Origin of the sequence: Bradyrhizobium genosp. SA-4 str. CB756 (genome assembly GCF_000473125.1) — a bacterium.
Classification (GTDB): Bacteria; Pseudomonadota; Alphaproteobacteria; order Rhizobiales; family Xanthobacteraceae; genus Bradyrhizobium; species Bradyrhizobium arachidis.
Genome location: NZ_KI421499.1, coordinates 8372852 through 8395147, shown reverse-complemented (window position 1 = coordinate 8395147; position 22296 = coordinate 8372852). Strand labels below are relative to the sequence as shown.

The 22296-nt window shown below is 64.3% G+C and carries 16 protein-coding genes; 8 read left to right on the top strand and 8 right to left on the bottom strand.

Features of this window, described 5'->3' with window-relative positions:
- Positions 1-47: 47 nt before the first annotated feature.
- On the top strand, positions 48-1271 hold the full coding sequence (locus BRAGE_RS0140560; RefSeq protein ID WP_027563231.1) for an ABC transporter substrate-binding protein: 1224 nt from the start codon (positions 48-50) through the stop codon (positions 1269-1271).
- Here BRAGE_RS0140560 and BRAGE_RS0140555 read toward each other — a convergent pair.
- A complete protein-coding gene (locus tag BRAGE_RS0140555) occupies positions 1268-2752 on the bottom strand; it encodes a glycosyltransferase family 2 protein (RefSeq protein WP_027563232.1) in 1485 nt (494 codons plus the stop codon). The genes BRAGE_RS0140560 and BRAGE_RS0140555 overlap by 4 nt on opposite strands.
- A gap of 49 nt (positions 2753-2801) precedes the next feature.
- Positions 2802-3572: a helix-turn-helix transcriptional regulator gene (locus tag BRAGE_RS0140550; protein ID WP_027563233.1), complete on the bottom strand. Its 771-nt coding sequence runs from the start codon at positions 3570-3572 to the stop codon at positions 2802-2804.
- Positions 3573-3756: 184 nt separating this feature from the next.
- Here BRAGE_RS0140550 and BRAGE_RS0140545 point away from each other — a divergent pair, with 184 nt between their 5' ends.
- From BRAGE_RS0140545 to BRAGE_RS0140525, 5 genes are all read left to right on the top strand, one after another.
- Positions 3757-6021: a marine proteobacterial sortase target protein gene (locus tag BRAGE_RS0140545; protein WP_027563234.1), complete on the top strand. Its 2265-nt coding sequence runs from the start codon at positions 3757-3759 to the stop codon at positions 6019-6021.
- A gap of 198 nt (positions 6022-6219) precedes the next feature.
- Entirely contained in the window at positions 6220-6789 is a 570-nt protein-coding gene (locus BRAGE_RS0140540; RefSeq protein WP_027563235.1) for a class GN sortase, read from the top strand.
- A gap of 130 nt (positions 6790-6919) precedes the next feature.
- Positions 6920-7912 carry a glycosyltransferase family 2 protein gene (locus BRAGE_RS0140535; protein WP_027563236.1) on the top strand — a complete coding sequence of 331 codons (993 nt, stop codon included), beginning with the start codon at positions 6920-6922 and terminating at the stop codon, positions 7910-7912.
- A 167-nt stretch (positions 7913-8079) separates the two neighbouring features.
- Positions 8080-10299: an acetate--CoA ligase family protein gene (locus tag BRAGE_RS0140530; RefSeq protein ID WP_027563237.1), complete on the top strand. Its 2220-nt coding sequence runs from the start codon at positions 8080-8082 to the stop codon at positions 10297-10299.
- A 120-nt stretch (positions 10300-10419) separates the two neighbouring features.
- Complete coding sequence (locus tag BRAGE_RS0140525; protein ID WP_027563238.1) at positions 10420-11241, top strand: MlaD family protein; 822 nt, start codon at positions 10420-10422, stop codon at positions 11239-11241.
- A 298-nt stretch (positions 11242-11539) separates the two neighbouring features.
- Here BRAGE_RS0140525 and BRAGE_RS0140520 read toward each other — a convergent pair whose 3' ends face one another.
- The 3 genes from BRAGE_RS0140520 to BRAGE_RS0140505 form a co-directional block, all read right to left on the bottom strand.
- Positions 11540-14659, bottom strand: a complete 3120-nt coding sequence (locus tag BRAGE_RS0140520) for an autotransporter outer membrane beta-barrel domain-containing protein (protein ID WP_027563239.1) — start codon at positions 14657-14659, stop codon at positions 11540-11542.
- A 251-nt stretch (positions 14660-14910) separates the two neighbouring features.
- Positions 14911-16413 carry a flavin-containing monooxygenase gene (locus BRAGE_RS0140510; protein WP_027563240.1) on the bottom strand — a complete coding sequence of 501 codons (1503 nt, stop codon included), beginning with the start codon at positions 16411-16413 and terminating at the stop codon, positions 14911-14913.
- A gap of 120 nt (positions 16414-16533) precedes the next feature.
- Positions 16534-17289, bottom strand: a complete 756-nt coding sequence (locus tag BRAGE_RS0140505; RefSeq protein WP_027563241.1) for a S1 family peptidase — start codon at positions 17287-17289, stop codon at positions 16534-16536.
- A 108-nt stretch (positions 17290-17397) separates the two neighbouring features.
- On the opposite strand from BRAGE_RS0140505, the gene BRAGE_RS0140500 reads away from it, so the two are divergent.
- Positions 17398-18033, top strand: a complete 636-nt coding sequence (locus tag BRAGE_RS0140500; protein WP_027563242.1) for an HAD-IA family hydrolase — start codon at positions 17398-17400, stop codon at positions 18031-18033.
- A 95-nt stretch (positions 18034-18128) separates the two neighbouring features.
- Here the strand turns inward: BRAGE_RS0140500 and mtnA are convergent, their stop codons facing one another.
- The 3 genes from mtnA to BRAGE_RS0140485 all read right to left on the bottom strand — a co-directional run bounded on the left by mtnA (position 18129) and on the right by BRAGE_RS0140485 (position 20691).
- Positions 18129-19235: an S-methyl-5-thioribose-1-phosphate isomerase gene (gene mtnA / locus BRAGE_RS0140495; protein ID WP_027563243.1), complete on the bottom strand. Its 1107-nt coding sequence runs from the start codon at positions 19233-19235 to the stop codon at positions 18129-18131.
- A gap of 30 nt (positions 19236-19265) precedes the next feature.
- The gene (locus tag BRAGE_RS0140490) at positions 19266-20141 is read right to left on the bottom strand and encodes an S-methyl-5'-thioadenosine phosphorylase (protein WP_027563244.1); all 876 of its coding nucleotides are present in this window, start codon (positions 20139-20141) and stop codon (positions 19266-19268) included.
- A gap of 277 nt (positions 20142-20418) precedes the next feature.
- Entirely contained in the window at positions 20419-20691 is a 273-nt protein-coding gene (locus tag BRAGE_RS0140485) for a phosphopantetheine-binding protein (protein WP_027563245.1), read from the bottom strand.
- Between the two features lie 357 nt (positions 20692-21048).
- Between BRAGE_RS0140485 and BRAGE_RS0140480 the strand changes: the two genes are divergently transcribed.
- Positions 21049-22266, top strand: coding sequence for an acyl-CoA dehydrogenase family protein (locus BRAGE_RS0140480; protein ID WP_027563246.1), 1218 nt, complete (start codon positions 21049-21051; stop codon positions 22264-22266).
- The last annotated feature ends 30 nt before the right edge of the window (positions 22267-22296 follow it).

Here is a 22296-nt window from a genome sequence, read left to right as displayed (position 1 = left end):
GTTTTGAAAGTGCCTGCTCCACCCCAAAAGAAGTCAAAGGAATTTCCATGAAGAACAAGAAACTCGCCCTGCTTGCCGCGGCAACGGCCCTGACATTGCTCTCGGTTCAAGGCGCATATGCGCAGAAGAAATACGACACCGGCGTCACCGACACCGAGATCAAGATTGGCAACGTCGAGGCCTATTCCGGTCCCGCCTCCGCCTACGGCATCATCGGCAAGACCGAGGAAGCCTATTTCAAGATGATCAACGACCAGGGCGGCATCAACGGCCGCAAGATCAACTGGATCTCCTATGACGACGGCTACTCGCCGCCGAAGACGGTGGAGCAGATCCGCAAGCTGATCGAGAGCGACGAGGTGTTCCTCGTCTTCAACGCGTTGGGCACGCCGACCCAGACCGCCGTGCAGAAATATCACAACGCCAAGAAGGTGCCGCAGCTGTTCCTCGCCACCGGCGCCAGCAAGTGGAACGACCCGAAGAACTTTCCCTGGACCATGGGCTTCCAGCCCAGCTACCGGGTCGAGGCCCAGATTTTCGCAAAATACATCCTGAAGGAGAAGCCGGACGCGAAGGTCGCGATCTTCTATGCCAATGACGATTTCGGCAAAGACTACCTCGCCGGCATCAAGGACATTTTCGGCGACAAGGCCTCGAAGCTGATCGTGGCCGAGGAGAGCTACGAGACGTCGGAGCCGTCGATCGATGCCCACATCGTTAAGCTCAAGGGCACCGGCGCCGATGTCTTCGTCAACATCGCGACGCCGAAGTTCGCAGCGCAAGCGATTAAGAAGATCGCGGAGCTGGAGTGGAAGCCGATGCACCTGATGACCGACGTCTCGGTGTCAATCGGCGCGGTGATGAAGCCGGCCGGCCTTGAGGCATCCGAAGGCGTGCTGTCGGCCGGCTACTTGAAAGATGCGTCGGACCCGCAATGGAAGGACGACGAGGGCATGAAGAGGTTCATGACCTTCATCGACAAGTACATGCCTGGCGCGAACATCTCGGACGCCAATCTGGTTTACGCCTATGCGGCGGCCCAGACCATGGTGCAGGTGCTGAAACAGTCGGGCGACAACCTGACCCGCGAGAACGTGATGAAGCAGGCCGCCAGCCTGAAGGACTTCGTCCCCGACACGCTGATCCCCGGCATCAAGATCAACACTTCCTCCACCGACTTCGCGCCGATCGAGCAGCTCAAGATGTGGCGGTTCAAGAAGGGCCAGTGGGAGCTGTTCGGCGACATCATCAGCGCCGAAACCGGCGGCTAACCTCGCATCATGGCGGCGGGTGATGGTGCCTCGTTCGCGCCCTCGCCCGCCCCGATGCTGATCCCTGCCACCGGCAGACCAAGCCGGCGTTCGTCGCCTTTCGCCGCAAAGCGTGGGCATGTCCATGCCAGTATCGCCATGCCCGATGACGGCCGATTGAGCTGGAGGACGAAGGCGCCGGCAGAGATCGCCACATCGGCGACGCGCACGCCGTCGAGATAGAAGCGCACTCCGATTCGATCGAGAGGCTCGCGAATCTCCGGCGATGCAATGCGGATGGTGTTGCGCCCCTGCGGCAGTTCGATCCGCAATGCGGCTTCCGGCTCGCTCCAGCGAAAGCTGCGCTGCCGCCAGACCTCCGGTGCGTGGAAGCCGGCCTGCGCCACCACCTGATCTCCGAGGCGCGGCAATTTCGCACCGGGCGTCTCGCTGCTGCCGTGAATGCAATCGAGGCGCTGAAAATGGATCAGGGAGGCGATATAGCGCTTCAGCCAGCGCACAATGCTGTCGTCAGATCCGATCATCGTGAGCATGGTCAGCACGCACCGCGCATAGGCCGCGGAGGCGCGCGCCGAGCCGCGCGCGAAGCCGCCGCCCGCGAGCGCGATAAGGCCCCAGCGCCAGAGGCCCTCCAGGCTCTCGCCATTCAGGTGAGAAGATCGCATCCGCGCGGCCAGGGTGCTGCGCGCGAGCGCGACATCGAAATTGTCGCGCCTGCTCCATTCGATGGGAATGTCGAGCAGCTCGCTGCCGGCATCGCTGCGCGCCTCGCCGAGATAGCGGATCTCGCCTCGCACGAAGTCGAGCGTGAACGTCTTCAGCTCGCCGAGCTCGCCGATATAGTAGTGGTGGAAGCGCGCCTCTTCGAGATAGCCAATCGCATGGCCTCGCGCATGATAGGCGGCGGCGAGCACCCATTCGGCGAAGTGGCCGAACTCCTCGCGCAGGCCCCCGCATTCCCAGTAGATGTCGCGTCGCGTGACGAAGCACTGGTCCAGCACCTTACGCCAAGGATGCTGCTTCATGCCGAACTCGATGTCGGCCTGATACATGGCAGCTTCCGCCACGGACAGCCGGTTATGGCAGATCGGCACCGAACGGCAGGAAAAGCCGGCCCAGTCGGGATGAGCATCGATGGCGCGGAGGCACAGCTCGATCACATCGGGTTCGGGCCGGCAGTGCGATTCCGTGAAGAACAAATATCTGCCGCGCGCCTTCTCCGCGCCGAATGCGCAGAGCCCGATATCGTGCGCGACGCCGGCCTGCTCGATCCGGGCCGCGTCACCGGCAAGCGCTACCAGCTCCTCGCGCGCGGTGAAATCCGGCGGCATCACCAGGATGATCTCGTAGAGGGATTTGTCGGCGGTCTGCGAGGTCCAGCCGAGCCAGGATTGCTCCCACTGCCCGCGATGGAATTCGAGCGGAATAATGATGGAGAACAGCGGAGATCCGCCGCCGTGAGGTTGGAGCACGTCCTGCATGCTCCCTTATAGACGCAGGCCCAGCCGACGCCGGACTCTTTCTTGCGGATTATACCGACAGAAACACTGCAAACGGTTCTTCCACCGTGCGCCGCAGATGTTTCCGGTACAATGCATGGTTGCTGTCGTCAGGTCCGACCCGTCCCAGAGACGGGTTCGGGACGTTCCGGAGCGGCACGTAAGCGACCGGCGCCGCGATCGGCGTCAGCTGCGAGCCGGGGCCCGCGCGGAGCGTCGAGATGATGCCGTACATCTCGCCGCTCACCGTCGGCCGCGACACCGTGATCACCCGATGCTGGCCGTGCTTGATGATGACGAGATAGATGAAGCCGGACTGATGCGGCACCGCGACCTCCCCGGTGTGCTCGTAGGCGGCATCGGTCCGCTCGCCCTCGCGGAAGACCAGCGACGAGATCTTCGGCTCCCAGACGATCTCGGTGCGATAGGCGAAGATCGCGTCCTTGGCGCCGAACGAGGGCCGCAGCGTGATGTAGACATCCTCGAGCCAGGTCACGGCGCGATGCGCATAGGAGCCGAGGCTGTCGGGTGCGACATCGCTTGCGGCCGGGGGCGTCACCACGACGGCGTTTTTTCGCAAGGAGACACCCAGCGCTTGCTCCAGCCGCACCGTCGTCGCCAGCGTGAACGGCCGGCGCCCGCCGAGCGCCTTTTCCAGGGTCGAGAGGCTGAGCTTGGCCTGCTCGGCCAGCGCCTGCCGGGAGATCCGGCGCCTCGCCAGCTCCTCGCGAATGGTCTCTGCGATCTCCCGGCTCTGCTCGTCCGAAAGCTGCCCGTCGTTGAGTTTGTCCTGCGTCTGCATCGTGGCCCTGCTCCAGGACAGCCATTCTAGCAGGGCGGACAAACCAGCACAAAACCGCACATGGCCGCCCCGGCGGCGGCGTGCCGGGCCGGCCGCGGCGGAACATTGCCGATCATTCTGCTCGCGACATCAGGCCCTCCCGGCAGATGCTTTGGGCCAGCGAACATGCTTCGGGGCAGGCCAAATGGACACCTACGACACAGCCGACAGCGACGAGCACCCCATGCTGGGCCGGCTGATCAAGCTCGGATTGTTTCTCCTCGTGCAGGGCATCGCGGTGATGCTGGTCGCCTTCGTGGCTCTGCTGGTGAGCTTTGAGCCCGGATGGTCGGCGACGACGGAGCAGGCCAGCCTGCTCCAGCCTGGCGACGCCAAATCCGGAACGCTCCTGCTGAAGGAGGATGGCGCCACTACCGAAGCGATCCGCCTCGGCACCGATGTCGACATCACGGTGTCAGGTCCAACGCTGCGCGCCCGCATCACCCAAATCTTCCGCAATCCGACCAAGGACTGGGTCGAGGCGACCTATGTTTATCCGCTCGCAACCGGCGGCGCCGTCGACACGCTGAAGATGGTGGTCGGCGACCGCGTCATCGTCGGCGACATCAAGGAACGGCAGCAGGCGCGCGTGATCTACGAGCAGGCGCGCCGCGCCGGCCAGAAGGCCGCGCTCACCGAGCAGGAACGGCCGAACATCTTCACCAACTCGGTCGCCAATATCGGTCCCGGCGAAACCGTGCTGGTGCAGATCGAATATCAGGAGCCGGTGCACCAGTCCGGCAACGAATATTCGCTGCGCCTGCCGCTGGTGGTCGCGCCGCGCTACAATCCGGCGCCGATCGTGCAGAGCGTCGACTTTCGCAAGGACGGCTCGGGCTGGGGCGCGACCAGTTCGGACCCGGTGCCGGACCGCGAGCGGATTACGCCGCCGGTGCTGAATCCTGCGACCAATGCGCCGGTCAACCCGACCAGCATCACGGTGCGCCTCAAGGCCGGCTTTGCGCTCGGCGAAGTCAAAAGCCACCACCACAACGTCAAGGTCGACAGCCCCGACAACACGACGCGTGTCGTCACGCTCGCTGATGGCGCTGTGCCCGCCGACCGCGATTTCGAACTGAGCTGGACGCCCGCCGCGGAGAAGGCGCCGTCGGTCGGCCTGTTCCGCGAGCATGTTGGCGATGCCGATTATCTGCTCGCCTTCGTCACCCCGCCCGGCGCCGAGCAGGCAACGCAGAAACCGTGGCCGCGCGAAGTGGTGTTCGTGATCGACAATTCCGGTTCGATGGGCGGCACCTCGATCGTCCAGGCCAAGGCGAGCCTGCTTTATGCGCTCGGCCGCCTCCAGCCCAATGACCGCTTCAACGTGATCCGCTTCGACGACACCATGGACGTGCTGTTCTCAACCTCCGTGCCGGCCGACCCCGCGCATCTCGGCGAAGCACTCGCTTTCGTGAATGGATTGCAGGCGCGCGGCGGCACCGAGATGGTGTCGGCGATGCGCGCCGCGCTGACCGACAAGCTCAGTGACACCAACATGGTTCGCCAGGTCGTCTTCCTGACTGACGGTGCGATCGGCAACGAGCAGCAATTGTTCGAGACCATCACGGCGATGCGCGGCCGCTCGCGCGTGTTCATGGTCGGCATCGGGTCCGCGCCCAACACCTATCTGATGACGCGCGCCGCCGAGCTCGGCCGCGGCGCCTTCACCCATATCGGCTCGGTGGAGCAGGTTGAGGAGCGCATGCGCGGCCTGTTCGCCAAGCTGGAGAATCCGGCCGTGACCGGCCTCAGCGCAAAGTTCTCCGAAGCCAAGGCCGACGTCACGCCGGCGATCATTCCCGATGTCTATCGCGACGAGCCGCTGGTGCTGGCGGCAAGGCTCGACAAGCTCGCGGGCTCGCTCGAGATCAAGGGGCGTGTCGGCGACCGTCCGTGGTCGGTGACGCTGCCGCTGCAAAATGCCGCCGAAGGCAAGGGCCTGTCGAAACTCTGGGCGAAGCGCAAGATCGACGATGCCGAAGTCGCGCGCACCCTGCGCGAGATGACGCCCGAAGATTCCGACAAGGCGATCCTGGCGCTGGCGCTGGACCACCAGATCGTCACGCGCCTGACCAGCCTCGTCGCCGTCGACAAGACGCCGAGCCGTCCCGAGGGCGAACCGCTCAAGCTCAGCGAGCTGCCGATCAACCTGCCTGCCGGCTGGGATTTCGAGAAGGTCTTTGGCGAGCGGCCGAATCTGACGCCGACGCAACTGCGCGAGCGCCATGCCGATGCGCGCAACCAGCCTTCGGCAAGGCGGCCGACCCCCGCCGCGCCCGATGCGATCCGCCTGCCCAAGACTGCAACTTCGGCCGAGCTGAAGATGATCGCAGGCTTCATCCTGATCATGCTCGCCCTGATCCTATTCGTGTTCAACCGGCGTCGGCCCTTGCTCACCGACGCTGCTTGAGAGAGGAGCCCCCCGAACTCCTCTGTTAGCGCGCGCGGTCGCCCGTCCCGTAACCAACGGCCGCGCGCGCCTTTTTTTGGGAATGTCATTCCGGGGCGGCGCAGAGCCGAACCCGGAATCTCGAGATTCTCAGGTGCGCAATTGCGCACCATAGTTCGACGCTTCGCATCGCCCCGGAATGACGAACAAGAGATTCGAATGCCCCGCCTCATCTCTCCCCTGGCCCTCGCCATCATCGGCGCCATCCTATGCGGCGACGGCGCCTACATCCATGCCAAAGCCTGGCTCGCGCAGGTGCTGCTGGAGCGCGCGTTCGACAGGAGCGTTGCGACCGGCGAGGTGGTCAAGCCATGGTCATGGGCCGACACCTGGCCGGTCGCGCGGATCGAGGTGAAGCGGCTCGGCGCCAGCGCGATCGTGCTGGACGGTGTGAGCGGCCAGGCGCTCGCGTTCGGACCCGGTCATGTCCGCCAAACGGCTGATGCGGGCGAACGCGGTATTGCCGTATATGCCGCCCATCGCGACACACATTTCCGCTTCTTGCGGAATGTTACCATCGGAGACGTCATCGATGTCACGCGCAGGGACGGCAAGCATTTTCGCTATCGCGCGGATTCCTCCGCCGTGGTTCGCTTCGATGAGTCTGGCATCGATCCCGCGGCGCAGGATTTCGAGCTGGTGCTCGCGACCTGCTGGCCGTTCGACGCCGTCACCTCCGGTCCCGAGCGCTACGTGTTGCACGCCACCTTGATCGGACCTGATGAATAGCGGTTCGCAGTCGGGGCCTCTCGCAGTGATTCATCGCACCTGTTGGAGCCGCTGAACTGGCGTCATCGCCGGGAGACCTATAAGAATGGCCGATTGATCTTTTGACGCTGCAATTTCAGGACAAGCGGTAATGGACGACCACCTCAGGCAGCGTTTCGAACAGCGATTCGAGCAACTCGAAAACCGCGTCGCGCTGCTGGAGAGGAACCAAGATCTCATCGCCGCCGGCCAAAGACGATCCTCGCTGCGGAGCGTGTGGCGGCGTCCGCCGATGTGGACCTTCGAGCAATATCCGCCGCGCCTGCTCAACCTCAAGGCTTTCCCGCCGGCGCCCGCAATCCGCGGCAATGCACCCCGGATCGCAATGGTCACGCCGAGCTACAACCATGCGCAGTATCTCGGTGCCACGATCGACAGCATCGTGAGCCAGAACTATCCAAACCTGTATTATCACGTGCAGGACGGTGCTTCGATCGACGGCACGCTCGATCTCCTGAAAAGCCGCGGCGCGAGCATCAGCTGGAAGAGCGAGCCGGACGAGGGACAATCGAACGCCATCAATCTCGGCTTCGCCGGCGTTGACAGCGAGATCATGGCTTACCTGAACAGCGACGACATGCTGCTGCCGGGGACGCTTGCCTATGTCGCCAACTACTTCATGTCGCATCCGCATGTCGATATCGTCTACGGCCATCGCGTCTTCGTCGATCGCGAGGGGCTCGAGGTCGGACGTGCCGTACTGCCGCCGCATGACGGCAGGGCGCTGCGATATGCCGACTACATTCCGCAGGAGACAATGTTCTGGCGCAGGCGCGTGTGGGACAGGATCGGGCCGATCGACGAGAGTTTCCACTACGCGATGGACTGGGACTTCATCCTGAGGGCGCAGGCCGCGGGATTCAAGTTCGTGCGCCTGCCGCGATTCATCGCCTGCTTCCGGATCCACGACGCACAGAAGACGGCGTCGACCTACGCGGTCGGCGTCAGGGAGATGGGCATCTTGCGGCGCCGGGTGCTCGGCTTCGATCCGACGCAGATGCAGATCCGGCGCGCCATCGCTCCCTATCTCGCCAAGCAACTCGCCTGTCACTACGCCTACAAGCTGAACCTGCTGCGCTACTGAGCAGGCGAAGATCAGCGACGGCCCTTCGCACTTTCGCCAAAACTCTGGTGATGCTAGCCTCGATGTGACGTCTCACCATTCCGCCACGCGGGATGAAGATGTCACGATCAGTCCCGCCAGACCTCGGCGCCCGAGCGCGCGCTGCAACAAGAACAAGAGGTGAGCGCATGGAAGCCCAGGTGCCTGCTGCGTCGACGTCTCCCCGCCCATGGTCTCCGCCACCCGATGCAAGCGATGTCGCCAAAGGCATCCACGCCATGCTGCACCCGCACAACATCGTGCTGGTGGGCGCCACCGACAAGCCCGGCAACTATGCCGAGCGCATTTGGAACAATCTGGTCAAGTACGGCTACGAGGGCGGGCTCTATCCGGTCAACGCCAAGCGCGAGACCATTTGGGGCGTCCCCTGCTACAAGGACTTTGCGAGCCTCCCGGAAAAGCCCGATCACGTGCTGGTGCTGGTGCCGGCGCGCTTTGCCGTGCAGGTGATCCGCGATGCGGCTGCGGCCGGCGCGCGCTCGGCCACCATCGTCACCTCGGGCTTCAGTGAGTTGCAGGATGCGGAGAGCCAAAAGCTCGCCGCCGAATTGCAGGCGGCGGTGCGCGAGACCGGCCTTGCCGTCACCGGCCCGAACTGCCTCGGCAACTTAAGCGCCGGCGAAAAGCTGTTCACCAATATCGACGACCGCATTGTCACCATGGAGCAGGGCGCGGTGGCGATCGCCGGGCAATCCGGCGCCATCGTCATGGCGATCCGGCAGGCGCTGGAAGATCGCGGCGTCGGTGTCGGCTACATGGTGACGACAGGCAACGAGGCCGGGCTCGAGACGCCCGATCTGATGCGCTATTTCGCCGAGGATCCCAGCATCAGGGTGATCGTCGTCTACCTCGAAGGCGTGCGCAACACCAAGGCGTTCCGCGATGCCTGCAAGGCGGCGCGCGCCGCGAGCAAGCCGGTGATTGCGCTCAAGCTCGGCGCATCCGAGGGCGGCCGCGCGGCGGCAATGGCCCATACCGGCGCGCTCGCCGGCTCGATCGAGACCTTCGACGCCATTGCGACGCGCGAGGGCGTGATCCGGGTCGGCGGGCTCGACGAGCTGATCGAGACCACCGAATGCTTCGTCCACTCGGCCGTGCCCAAGGGCGATCGGCTCGCCGCAGTCACGCTGTCGGGCGGCAAGCGCGGCATGCTGCTTGATGCCTTCTATGCCGAGGGCCTGAACTTTGCGCCGCTGAGCCCGCACGTCGGTTCCGAACTGGCAAAGATGCTCGGGCCGGGCTCGATCGTCGGTAATCCGCTCGACGCCGGCTTTGCTGCGGTGGTCGATCCCTCCGTCTACATGAAGTCGATCAAGCTGATGATCGACGATCCCGACATCGACATCGTCATCATCGATGCCGAGCTGCCGAAGGCGCCGCACGAATTGCGCGAGCGCAATTTGCGTATCGTCAACGAGATGGCGAGCCGGGCTTCAAAGCCCGTGATCTATATCAGCGCGATGTCGATCGGCTTCACCGAGTTCACCAAAAGCTTGCGCAAATCGCTGCCGCATCTCGCGGTGATGCAGGGCATGGACCGCGCGGTGACCGCGATCAAGTCGCTGCTCGCCTATGCCAGCTTACGGAAAGAAGTGCCCGACATCGTCTCGAGCTCCAAGCCTGCCGCACGCGCGATGCTGGAGAAGGCATTGAAAGCGGCGAACGGCGCCGCGCTCGACGAGGTCGCCTCGAAGAAGCTGCTGAAGGCCTACGGCATCCCGATCTCCAAGGAAGCCATCGCGCAGACCGCGGCGGAGGCTGCGAAGATCGCCAAGCAAATCGGTTTCCCGGTCGTCGCAAAGGTCGTCAGCGCCGAGATCCTGCACAAATCCGACATTGGCGGCGTGGTGCTGAACCTCAACAGCGCGGCCGAGGTGAAGAAGGCCTTTGCCGACATCACCGCGCGGGTGGCGAAGCTGAAGGGCAAGCCGAAGCTCGATGGCATTTTGATCGCGCAGCAGGTCAAGGCTGACCTGGAGCTCGTCGTCGGCGCCTCGCTCGATGCCGAGATGGGACCTGTGGTGCTGTTCGGCACCGGCGGCATCGATATCGAGCTGATGAAGGATGTCGCGCTTGCCGGCGCACCGCTGGACGAGGCCGAGGCGCGGCTCCTGATCGGCCGCACCAAGGCCGGCATCAAGATGCGCGGCTATCGCGGCAAGCCGGCCCTGCACGAGACCTCCGCGGTGAAGGCGCTGGTCGGCCTGTCCAATTTGATCGCGGATGCCGGCGACCGGATCGCCTCGATCGACATCAACCCGTTCCTGATCAATGCGAAGACGGGTGTGGCCGTCGATGCCCTGATCGTGCTGAACAATGCCGCGGCAAAACGAGCGGCCGGGCATTGAGGTCTCGACGACGGGTTACGCTTGCGCCTTCGCTCTGCGAGCTTCGGCGGGCGTTAACCCGTCCTGCGTATCATTGCGGGCGCCTTCCAACTTCCCCGCTTTGGCCGTAAAATCTCCCGCATGGCACGCGCGAGCAATCTCGTCATCGGAACCGCGACGCTGGCGGTGATCGCCGTGGCGTTCGGCGGCCTGCTCGGCGTGCAAAAGTGGCGCACGATCCAGAGCCGGAGCCAATTGCGCGTCGTGTTCGAGGGCGGCTCCGCCAGCGGGCTGCGCCGCGGCGGGCCGGTGAATTTCGACGGCGTGCCTGCGGGCCAGATCCTGTCGATCAAGCTGGACAGTCCGCGCCGGATCGTGGCGCTGGTGATGCTCGACAACGCCGCGCCGATCCGCAAGGACACCGTCGCCGGCATCGAGTTCCAGGGCCTCACCGGCGTTGCCGCGATCTCGCTGGTCGGAGGCGCGCCCTCGGCCCCACCCGTGCCGCTGGACTCGGACGGCATCCCCGTGCTGACCGCCGATCTCAGCGATGCCGAATCCATCGTTGAGACCCTGCACAGTGTCGACCGCACCATCGTGAGCAACGCCCCCGCGATCAAGGAGGGCCTGCGCACGTTCGAGACCAATACCGCCGATCTCCGCAGCAAGGGTGGTGAGATCGATTCCGTGATGGCCAAGGTCGACAGCGCCTTTGCGGGCTTCGACAAGGCCGTCACCAAGATCGAGGGCGTCGTGCCCGGCTTCGTCGACGGCAAGGCCGACGAGCTGTTCGAGAAGGTGCAGGGGCTGCGTGAGCTCGCCGACACCATGCGGAAGAAGTCGGCGAGCTACATCGAGGACATCCGCCGCTCGCTGCTCGACGTCAGCGAAACCGCCAACAAGATGGCCGGCACCCCCGTCGCACCGCGGCCGCCGCGCCGGCCCGAGCAGCAGAAGCGGTGATTCCTCTTATCCTCCCCTGGAGGGGCAGGGCAATCGCATATGGCTTGCACGATGCGGCGGCATCGGCACTGGGCTCCCTCTCCCGCTTGCGGGAGAGGGTTGGGGAGAGGGTGTCTCCTCAACGGGATAATCCCCAAGAGGAAAGAGCCCTCACCCGCCGCGCTCTGCGAGCGCGTCGGCCTCTCCCGCAAGCGGGAGAGGCGGAGCAAGCCCGCAGACAATTCTCGTGGAATTCACATGCGATTGCCCTACCCCTCCAGGGGAGGATGGCAATCCCGCCGTGGCCTATCGACCTCGCCTACCACGCGTAGCGCACGAGGCCCTTGCCGGCATAGGAGCGGGTGACGTTGGAGAACTCGCCCTCGAAGGTCGCCGACGCGGACCAGCCGTTCATCCAGTTCATCTGCACTGCCGCCGTCGTCAGCGCGGAATCGCGCGCCTGCGCGGCGCCGTTCACGACGAAGGCGGAGCCCGGCAGCGTCTGGAACACCGCGCCGACGGTGCGATCCGGATTGTAGTCATGCGCCCAGGCGAGCCGGCCACGCAAGGTCATCAGCCCGCCGGCCGCGGCGAACGACTGGTCGGCGCGCAGGCCGAGCTCGGTGCGGGTGCTGGTCACATCCTTGGCGCCATAATTGAGCGCGAAGGTGTTGTTGCCGACCACGGCGAATTCCGAATAGTTCGGAAGGCTGAACATGGTGGCCTGCAGCGCCGCGTAGGGCGTGAGGCCGACCCACTGCATGGCGTAGCGATAGCCGCCCTCGATGCGGCCCGAGAGGGCGTTGGCATTGAACTGCGCGCGCAGCTGATCGACGCCGGCAATTGTGACGATGCGGTTGGTGGTGACGTCCTGCCAGCCATAGGCCAGCGCGGCCGTGATATAGGCCGGTCCCGCCGTGTGACGCACGAAGGCGCCAGCCTGGAACAGGTCGGAGCGGCCCCAGCCGAGCCCGTTGACGCCAAAGCCCGTGCCGCCGCCAGCAAGCGCAAAGCCGGCGATGGTCGAGGGCGAGAAGCGATAATCAAGACCGACCGCGGTGCCATAGATGCTGCTGGTGGTGTTGTTCGAGCCGAGCGCGGTATGGCCGTCGGTCGTCTGCGAGCCGCCGAAGCCGGCCGCCCAGACGTCCCAGCGCTGCGCGAAGGTCGCAGCCGGCGCCTTGCGGTAGATCGAGGCGAACGCGTCGCGCGCGTCCCTGCCACGCGCGGCGTAGGCGCTCGCGTTCGTTTCCTCGGCCAGCGGCGTCGCACCGGGCGCACCGCTGCGTCCCGAGCCGAACACATCGGTCAAGAGGCTCATGAACTGGTTCATCGCGTTGAACGTGGTCTGCTGCGATCCCGTGGCCGATTCACCGGAGGCCTGGGTGAGCCCGGCCGGCGAGAGATTGGCGAGCGCGACCGGGAGGCTGCCGGTGGTGTTGAAGATGCGCGTCAGGGCGTTGGCGACATTCTGCTGGTTGATATTGAGGCCGGAGCCGTAGCTCAGCGACAGATCGAGGAAGACGTTGTTCGGATCATAGCTCAGCACCGCCTTCAGGTTCGACGAGAGCCCGGCAACGACCGGATTGAACGCATCGGGGAGCGTCGTCGCAGTCAGGATCGTGTAGTGCTTTGCGATCGAGCCGGTTGGGACGACCACGACCGTTGCACCGCCAAGCGTCGCCGTTCCCGTCACCGCCGCAAGGCCGTTGCTGGCGCCCGAGACCTGTACCAGGTAGCTCGACGCCGACGTGAATGTGAGGTCGCCGGACACGGTGAGCGTGCCGGTCGGATTGCCCGGTGCCAGTGCACCGCCATTGACGGTGGTCGTGCCGACCGTGCCGACGCCGCCGAAGGTACCACCGCTCGCGACGGTCACGGTGCCGTTGATGGTACCGGCGAGCAGAAGCGTACCTCCGAGCACGTTCCAGTCCTGATTGCCGGTGCCGGTCACGGTCCAGGTCGAGCTGTCGACCTTGTTGAAGGTCGCAAAGCCGTCGTACTGGAGGAGGCTGCCGATCAGGCTGAGGTCGAACGTGTCCTTCCCGGTGCCGCCGAGCTGCAACGTGTCAGTGCCGGCGCCAAGCACCTGACCGTTGATGACGCTGCCCGGGCCGAGCGTCAGCGTGTTCGGGCCGCAGCTGCAGAACTCGATCGCCGCCAGACCGGTCGCGGCGTTGATGGTGCCCGAGTTGAACACGCTTCCGCCGCCGCTCAGGCTGATGCCGATACCGCCGGCCCCGACGGTGATGGTGCCGGTATTGACGACCTGGTTGGTCGTGCTGAACGAGCTCACGCTGATGCCGACGCCGGTGGCGCCGACGGTGATCGTACCGCCGTTGGTGACGACATTGGAGTCACCGGCCACGAAAATGGCTTGGGCGAAATCGCCGCCCGTAATTCGTCCGTTGTTGGTGATCGTGGCCGACGAACCGGAATAGGCGATGCCCGCACCGCCCACGCCGACATTGATCGTGCCGCTCTGGCTGATGATGGCCCGATCACCCGACACAGAAATGCCGGCCGATGCGGTATCCCCCGCCGTAATCGTACCGCCGTTGGTTATCTTGACATCATCGCCGAGCGCGGCGATGCCAACACCAATATCGCCGGCCGTGATTGAGCCAAAATTGCTGACGGTCTGGACGTTGCCTTGCAGAAAGATGCCGGCGGCGAACTGCCCGACCGTGATCGTGCCGGTGGCGGTGTTGACGACCGTATTGTTGTTGCTGATCGCCATGATGCCGCCGGAGAATCCGGCGGAAGCGCCGACCGTGATCGTGCCGGCATTGGTGATGGTCGCGCCGCCAAACCCAAAAATGCCGCTTGCACCGTCGCCGCCCGTGATCGTGCCCGTCGCGGCGTTGGTGATCGTGTTGTTCTGGCCCGAGAAGATGCCCACCCCCGACGCACCGACAGACAGCGCACCGCTGTTGGTGACGGTGTTGCTGTCGCCGACCGAGATCGCGGCACCGTTGTCACCTGTCGTGATCGTTCCGGCATTGGCGACGACGTTGTGATCGATCACCTGGATGCCGAGGCCGTTGTCCAGCACCGTGATGCTGCCGTTGTTGGTCACGGTGTTCGAATTTCCGGCGCCAATGCCGATCAGGCCCGAGCCAGCCGATAGAGTGCCGTTGTTGACGACCGTGCTGGTATTGTTGACGCCGATCGAGACCGTCCCGTTATCGTTCACGGTCGCGCCGGAGAGCACGTTGACATTGAGACTGTCGACCCCGGCCCCGGCCTGGAAGCCGTCCGCGTCCGTGCCGCTACATGTAACGGTCTGACCGCTGGTGGCCGGATCGGGCGCGCAGAGCGCGTTTGCCGGCGTCGTGCAAAGGCTGAGGCCGACGAAGACCGCCGATACGCTTACAAGCGACGCAGCGACGGATCGGCGCAGTCGATCCTGCCGCCTCCAAAGCCCCTCGCCTTGCACGCCACACCCCCCGTTCCCAGCAATTCCGCCGGGAACTTAGGTCATGACGAGGCTCCGTAACACTACGGCAGCGCCAAAATGCGTCCGTTCGCCCCACAACCGGAGCAGAATCCGGCCGCCATGTTGCAACTGCGCCACGCTTTTGCCGCGCAGAATGATCAATCCGCGCATCTGCAGCCTGTGCCGCCCCGTTGCAGCGTTGACCGCCGTTCACATGAACCTTGACCGTCCGTGGCTTTCTCTAGCGCACCTCACCCGTAAACGAACGCCTTGTCGTCCAGATCCGTCTTCGGGATCTCGTCCTTCTCGGTCCAGTAATCCTGGCTGTGCTGCCATTCCGGCTTGTCGCCGCGCTTCGGCAGCAGGTTCATGTTGCGCATGATGTAGCCGGGGTTGAAGTTTTCCGGATCGATCCAGGGCAGGATCGGCATGTTGTGGTCTTCGGGGCGCAGCCTGACCTCGACCTTCTTCGTACCCTTCGCCTTCATGTGGCCGAGCAGCCGGCAGACGAAATCGGCGACGAGGTCGACGCGCAGCGTCCAGCTCGCGCGGAAATAGCCGAACACCCAGGCCATGTTCGGCACGCCCGTGAACATCATGCCGCGATAGGTGACGGTGTCGCCGAAGGCGAGCGGCTTGCCGTCGACCTCGAAGGCGATGTCGCCGAGTGCCGAGAGATTGAAGCCGGTCGCCGTGACGATGATATCGGCCTCCAGCAGCTTGCCCGATTTGAGCTGAATGCCGTTCTCTACGAAGCATTCGATCTCGTCGGTGACGACGGAAGCCTTGCCGCTGGCAATGCCCTTGAACAGATCGGCATCCGGCACGAAAGCGATGCGCTGGCGCCATGGCCGATAGCTCGGCGTGAAATGCGTCTCGACATCGTAGTCGGGGCCGAGCACCGCGCTGATCTGGCCGATCAGGTCCTTCTTCACCTGCTCGGGCTTGGAGATGCAGAGCTTCGTGAACGCGTCCTGCTCGAACAGGATCTTGCGGCGGACGATCTCGTGAATCCAGGTCTCGTCGACCTGAAGCCGTCGCAGCTCCTCGGCGATCTCGATGGCGTTGCGGCCGAGCCGGAAATAGGTCGGCGAACGCTGCAGCATGGTGACATGCGCGCATGCGTCGGCGATGTTCGGCACCAGCGTCGCCGCGGTCGCACCGGAGCCGATCACGACCACCTTCTTGTTCGCGAGATCGATATCGTCAGGCCAGGTCTGCGGATGGACGATGCGGCCCTTGAAGCGGTCCATGCCCTTCCATTCCGGTGTGTAGCCTTCGGAATGGCGATAATAACCTTGGCACATCCAGAGAAAATTCGCGGTGAAGGTCTTTGCCTCGCCCGTATCGGTCGTCGTCGCCTCGATGGTCCAGAGATTCTGTTCGCTCGACCAGCTCGCGGAGTTGATCTTGTGCTTGTAGCGGATATGCCGGGCGATATCGTTATCGTCGATCACCTCTTTCATGTAGGTGAGGATTTCTTCGGCGGTCGCGATCGGCGGGCCGACCCAGGGCTTGAAGCTGTAGCCGAAGGTGTGGAGGTCGCTGTCGGAGCGAATGCCGGGATAGCGATGCGTCGACCAGGTGCCGCCGAACGTCTCTTGCGTTTCCAGGATGACGTAGCTCGTGCCCGGCAGCTGCTTTTCGATGTGATAGGCGCTGCCGATGCCGGAGATGCCGGCACCGACGATCATCACGTCGAAATGTTCAGAAGCCTGTTTGGCCATGGCGTGACTGCGAACAGCGACATTCATTGTTGCTTCTATGCCTTGTCTTTTTCAGGCCGCCTTATTGGCGACGCGTTTCCTCCGCGACGGGCATGGTCGCCCATCGCGCTTCCGCATTAAAATGACATAGATCAATTCGCGGTCAAACTACAACGCTGCGCCCCAGCTCCGTGCGGTCTGCAAGATCCAGTCGCGATAGAGCGTGAGCGGAGTGGCGCCGGTCAAGCCGCCGCAGCCGGCGGCGCCATTCGGTCCTGTGGACCAGCTGATAAGACCGACAAGCACGGGACCACTCGGCTTGTCCTCGAACACGGGACCGCCGGAATCGCCGGTACAGGCGCCGATTCCGTCGCGAACACCGTTGGTTACGGGATCGACCAGGCGAATTTGAAGCGTGCCGGGCTGCCCTGTCGCAACGAGACCGGCAACGCGCGTGGTGCCGCCGCTCTTGCCGTCGCCGCGCACGGTGACGCCGATACCGGCGATGACGAAGCGGCCGCCGACCTGGATCGGAATATTCGGCGCGCCGACCACGACCGTCGATTTTCCCTTGAGTGGAATATCGAGCTGCAGCAGCGCTACGTCGGCAGTGGCGCGATGCGCCTGCATCGCCTGAATGTTGAAATTTGGGTGGATCGCGACGGAGCGCACATTCAGCAGTTGCGGCGCACCGTCGGTGCCGCGATCGACGATCTTGTAGTCCGCGCCGGGCTGCACGCAATGCGCAACCGTCAGCACGATTTTCGGCGCGATCAGGCTGCCGGTACAGAAATTGCCGCGCGAGCCGACAATGGTGACGACCGCGCGTGCAACGCCATCGGCCTGCGGCGTGCCGCCGCCGACGATGGCGTGAGCGGGGGTGGCGAGCAGAGCGGCAATGATGAGGGCTGCGAGCTTCTTCATGGGAACACGTATTGGAGCGGAGTCGATGCGGGCGCGGATTGCTTCGGACTGGTCCTTGCCGATAACGCATGCTAGCGCTCTTGGAAAGGAATTGACGAGGGCAGGACAGTGGCGATCGAGGCAGTGATCTTTGATTTTGGCGGCGTTTTGACCAGTTCGCCGTTCGAGGCATTCACACGGTTCGAGACGGAGCGCGGATTGCCCGCCGACATCATCCGCCGCACCAACGCTGCCAATCACCTGGAAAACGCCTGGGCCAAGTTCGAGCGGGCCGAGGTCGACATCGACACGTTCGATGCCTTGTTCGCGGAGGAGTCACGCGCACTCGGTGCCGAAGTGCGCGGCCGCGACGTGCTGCCGCTGCTCCAGGGCGACCTGCGCCCCGAGATGGTCGAGGCGCTCAAGCGCATCAAGGCGCAATTCAAGACCGGCTGCATCACCAACAATCTCCCCGCCAACGCCATCGGCAGCATGACCGGACGCTCGCTTTACATTGCCGAAGTGATGGTGCTGTTCGACCACGTCATCGAGTCCGCCAAGATCGGCCTGCGCAAGCCCGATCCGCGAATCTACGGGATGATGGTGGAGACGCTGAAGGTCGATCCGAAGAAGTGCATTTATCTCGACGATCTCGGCGTCAACCTGAAGCCGGCGCGGGAGATGGGCATGACCACGATCAAGGTCACGAGCGGCTCGCAAGCGATCGCGGAGCTCGAGGCGGCGACGGGGTTGAAGCTGAGCTAGCTCGCAAAGACCGTAGGGTGGGCAAAGCGGAAGCGTGCCCACCACAAGCAGATGGTGGGCACGGCGCTTTCGCGCCTTTGCCCACCCTACGAGACCTATTCCGCCGCAGCAGCAATCCGCTCGGGGAACGCAGCAGCCAGCGAAGCTCGATCCGCCTTCAGCACGCCGCGCTCAGTGATCAACCCCGTCACCAGCCGCGCGGGCGTCACGTCGAAGGCATAGTTCGCCACCGGTGATCCCTCCGGCACGATGCGAACCGTTTCCAGCCTTCCATCCGCGGTGCGGCCGGTCATGTCGGTGACTTCCGTGCCGCTGCGCTGCTCGATCGGGATGTCTCGGATGCCGTCATCGACGGCGAAATCGATGGTCGGCGACGGCAGCGCGACGTAGAACGGCACGCCGTTGTCGTGCGCGGCGAGCGCCTTCAAGTATGTGCCGATCTTGTTGCAGACGTCGCCATTGGCGGCGACGCGGTCGGTGCCGACGATGGCGAGATCGACCATGCCGTGCTGCATCAGGTGTCCCCCGGTGTTGTCGGGGATGACCGTGTGCGGCACGCCGTGATGGCCGAGCTCCCACGCCGTGAGCGAGGCGCCCTGGTTGCGCGGGCGGGTCTCGTCGACCCAGACATGGACCTTGATGCCGCGCTCATGCGCGAGATAGATCGGCGCCGTTGCCGTGCCCCAGTCGACGGTCGCGAGCCAGCCGGCATTGCAATGGGTCAGCACGTTGACCACTTCGCCCGGTTTCTTCGCCGCGATCGCCTCGATCAGCTTCAGGCCGTTGCCGGCGATGCCGCGGTTGATCTCGACGTCCTGCTCGACGATCTCGTCGGCGCGCGCATAGGCGGCTTCCGCCCGCTCGGCCGGATCGATTGGCGCGAGCGTCGCACGCATCTCGTCGAGCGCCCATTTCAGATTGATCGCGGTCGGCCGCGCCACGACCAGCGTCTCATAGGCGCGCTTCAGGCCGGCGTCGGAGGCGTTCTCGCGCATCGCGAGCGCCATGCCGTAGGCCGCGGTGGCGCCGATCAGCGGCGCACCGCGCACCAGCATGTCGCGGATGGCGACGGCCGCATCCTCGCACGAGGTCAGCTTCGCAACGACGAACTCATGCGGCAACCGGCGCTGATCGATCGCACCGACCGACCAGCCATCGCGCTCGCGCCAGATGCTGCGGAAATGCTTGCCGTCGACCTTCATGGCATTCTGCCTTTTCGTTCTTCTTGCGTCTCACCCGCGCAGGATGCGCCCGGCCACCGCATCGAGCTTCTTCAGGAGTTCGGGATCGCGCGCCTCGGGTGCGGTGATCAGCGCGGTGTCGAGCGCACGGTCCGAACCGATCGGGCACGGCTCGTGCTCGCGCGGAAAATCCTTTGCGAGCCGCGCCACCAGCGCCTTGGCCTTGTCGGCGTTCGAGTTCAGCACGCGGATGATGTCCTGCACGGTGACGGCGTCGTGATCGGGATGCCAGCAGTCGAAATCCGTCACCATCGCGACGGTGGCATAGCAGATCTCCGCCTCACGGGCGAGTTTCGCTTCCGGCATGTTGGTCATGCCGATCACGGAGTAACCGTGTGTCTTGTAGGTCATGCTCTCCGCATAGGTGGAGAATTGCGGGCCCTCCATGCAGACATAGGTGCCGCCGCGCGCGATCGCGATGCCCTCGGCTTCGGCCGCCGCTGCAAGATGGATGCGCAAGCGCGGCGAGACCGGATGCGCCATCGACACGTGCGCGACACAGCCGCGGCCGAAGAACGAGCTCTCGCGCTTGTAGGTGCGGTCGACGAACTGATCGACGAGAACGAACGTGCCGGGCGGCAGTTCCTCCCTGAAGGAACCGCAGGCCGACAGCGAGATCAGGTCAGTGACGCCGGCGCGCTTCAGCACGTCGATGTTGGCGCGATAGTTGATGTCGGAGGGCGACAACCGGTGGCCCTTGTCGTGCCGCGGCAGGAACACGATCGGCAGGCCCGCGATGGTGCCGCGCCGGAGCGGCGCCGACGGCTCGCCCCAGGGGCTCTTGATCACCTCCTCGTGCGCGCCTTCGAGGCCCGGCAAATCGTAGATGCCGGAGCCGCCGATGATGCCCAATACCGCCTGCGCCATGCCTGCTCCACCCTGTCCGCTACATACGACATGGTTAAGCTATGCCAGTTTTGCGGGGGTTTTGGAACGGGGGTGGTGGGTCGGATGCCGGTGACGTGAGGAGCGGTGGCGCGGGCCTCACACTCGATGTCGTCCCCGCGAAAGCGGGGACCCATAACCACAGGCCGTTGTTTGGCGAAGACTCGCAGTTCGGTACCGCGACCTTCAACGATCGATAGATTCCGCGGTATGGGTCCCTGCGTTCGCAGGGACGACACCGGGAGAGAGTTACGACCTATTAAGCCGCGGCCGCCAGCTTCAGCTGGGTCGCAACCATCCGCTCCAGCGTCTCGACCGACTGGAAATTCTCCGGCGTGATCTCGGCTTGCGGGATGGTGAAGTCGAACTCGGCTTCGACACCCAGCATCAGATTGACCATGTCCATCGAGGTCAGGCCGACGTCGACGAGCTTCGCCTGTGGCGCGACTTCGGCGCTGAGCGAATTCTGCGCGAGAATGCCCCTCACCAGCTTGATGATGCGATTGCGCAATTCGGTGTCGAAGGCCTGCATCGGTAAATTCCCATCTGTCATCAAAGTCGGACCGGTCGCCGGCTACGATGGGCACGGCCAGCCGATCTCGCAATGGGCGTCACCATTACTTCGGGTTTCTTAGTAAACGATGACTCAGATTGTCTGGAATTCGCCCTTCTTCCAGAACCCTAACGCGAGCTTCGAATTTCCGGCGATGCAAACAACCGGACCTTAACTGTCCATTCGGAATTGGGCTTCGTTTACCCTCTATTTCATCGACGAATTTGAATTAAATCCGTAGCCTCGTCTCACAAGCAAAGATGGTCGGGGGATCGCTCTACACGGCGTCGCGAATGATGCCGGCGATCCTGAACGGCAAACCGGAGGCGGACGAGTATGAACGTGCGTGAAGCGGTCCTCACTGTCGACGATACACAAACGAGTTTTCTCGAACAGGGTCCCTCCCTGATCGAGCGCGCTGCCCGGACCGCCGCTGCGGCGGCTGCCGACGCAGACGGCGTCGATCGCGACGCCCGCTTTCCCCATAAAGCGTTCGACGTCGCACGGGAGCAAAAACTGCTCGGCGTCATGATCCCGGTCGAGTTCGGCGGCTTCGGTGCCTCGATCCACGACGTCACCGACATCTGCTACACGCTCGGGCGCGCCTGCGCCTCGACCGCGATGATCTACGCGATGCACACGACAAAGGTCGCTTGCGTGACCAGGCACGGCCACGGCATTCCCTGGATGGAAACCATGATGCGCCGGGTCGCGCGCGACCAGTGGCTGCTCGCCTCCTCCACCACGGAAGGCCAGAACGGCGGCAACGTTCGTTCCAGCGCGGCGGCGGTGGATCACGCCGACGACACCATCTCGCTGGTGCGCGACGCCACAGTGATCTCCTACGGTGCCGAGGCCGACGGTCTCGTCACCATCGCCCGCCGCGCCACCAATGCTGCCGCTTCCGACCAGGTGCTGCTGGCGCTCGCCAAGGACGACTATTCGCTGAAGCAGACCCAGGGCTGGGAAACGCTCGGCATGCGCGGCACCTGCTCCACCGGTTTCGAGCTGAAGGTCGATTGCCCCGCCGACCGCGTCTTCCCCGAGGCCTATGACAAGATCCACGCCCAGACCATGACGCCGTTCGCCCATCTGTGCTGGTCGTCGGCCTGGGCCGGCATTGCCGCCGCCGCCGTCACGCGCGCGCAGGCCTTCATCCGCAAGGCGGCCCGTTCGTCCGGCGGGCAGATGCCGCCAGCCGCCGCCCATTTCACCGCTGCGAAGATGTCGCTCGCAAAACTGCGCGCGCTGATCGCGGCCAATATCGATGCCTTTGCCCGCGCCGAGCATGACGAGCGCGCGCTCGGCTCGCTCGACTTCCAATCCTCGATCACGCTGCTCAAGGTGCAGGCCTCCGAGCTCGCGGTCGAGACCGTGATGCACGCGATGCGCACCGCCGGCCTCTCCGGCTACCGTAATGACGGCGAATTCACCATGGGCCGTCACCTGCGCGACGTGCTGTCGTCGCCGATCATGATCAACAACGACCGCATTCTGGCCAACGCCGCGACCTCGACGCTGATGAGCGGCGTGCCGGCAAGCCTTCATGACTGAAACAACAAGAACAATTTTCAGATAGCAGGA

Bases quoted from the DNA above. Each gene is read 5' to 3' on its own strand.
- BRAGE_RS0140505 (WP_027563241.1), bottom strand. From the start codon at position 17,289: ATGAAGAAGCTCGCAGCCCTCATCATTGCCGCTCTGCTCGCCACCCCC.
- BRAGE_RS0140530 (WP_027563237.1), top strand. From the start codon at position 8,080: ATGGAAGCCCAGGTGCCTGCTGCGTCGACGTCTCCCCGCCCATGGTCT.
- BRAGE_RS0140540 (WP_027563235.1), top strand. From the start codon at position 6,220: ATGCCCCGCCTCATCTCTCCCCTGGCCCTCGCCATCATCGGCGCCATC.
- BRAGE_RS0140525 (WP_027563238.1), top strand. From the start codon at position 10,420: ATGGCACGCGCGAGCAATCTCGTCATCGGAACCGCGACGCTGGCGGTG.
- mtnA (WP_027563243.1), bottom strand. From the start codon at position 19,235: ATGAAGGTCGACGGCAAGCATTTCCGCAGCATCTGGCGCGAGCGCGAT.
- BRAGE_RS0140535 (WP_027563236.1), top strand. From the start codon at position 6,920: ATGGACGACCACCTCAGGCAGCGTTTCGAACAGCGATTCGAGCAACTC.
- BRAGE_RS0140490 (WP_027563244.1), bottom strand. From the start codon at position 20,141: ATGGCGCAGGCGGTATTGGGCATCATCGGCGGCTCCGGCATCTACGAT.
- BRAGE_RS0140480 (WP_027563246.1), top strand. From the start codon at position 21,049: ATGAACGTGCGTGAAGCGGTCCTCACTGTCGACGATACACAAACGAGT.
- BRAGE_RS0140545 (WP_027563234.1), top strand. From the start codon at position 3,757: ATGGACACCTACGACACAGCCGACAGCGACGAGCACCCCATGCTGGGC.
- BRAGE_RS0140510 (WP_027563240.1), bottom strand. From the start codon at position 16,413: ATGAATGTCGCTGTTCGCAGTCACGCCATGGCCAAACAGGCTTCTGAA.
- BRAGE_RS0140560 (WP_027563231.1), top strand. From the start codon at position 48: ATGAAGAACAAGAAACTCGCCCTGCTTGCCGCGGCAACGGCCCTGACA.
- BRAGE_RS0140550 (WP_027563233.1), bottom strand. From the start codon at position 3,572: ATGCAGACGCAGGACAAACTCAACGACGGGCAGCTTTCGGACGAGCAG.
- BRAGE_RS0140555 (WP_027563232.1), bottom strand. From the start codon at position 2,752: ATGCAGGACGTGCTCCAACCTCACGGCGGCGGATCTCCGCTGTTCTCC.
- BRAGE_RS0140485 (WP_027563245.1), bottom strand. From the start codon at position 20,691: ATGCAGGCCTTCGACACCGAATTGCGCAATCGCATCATCAAGCTGGTG.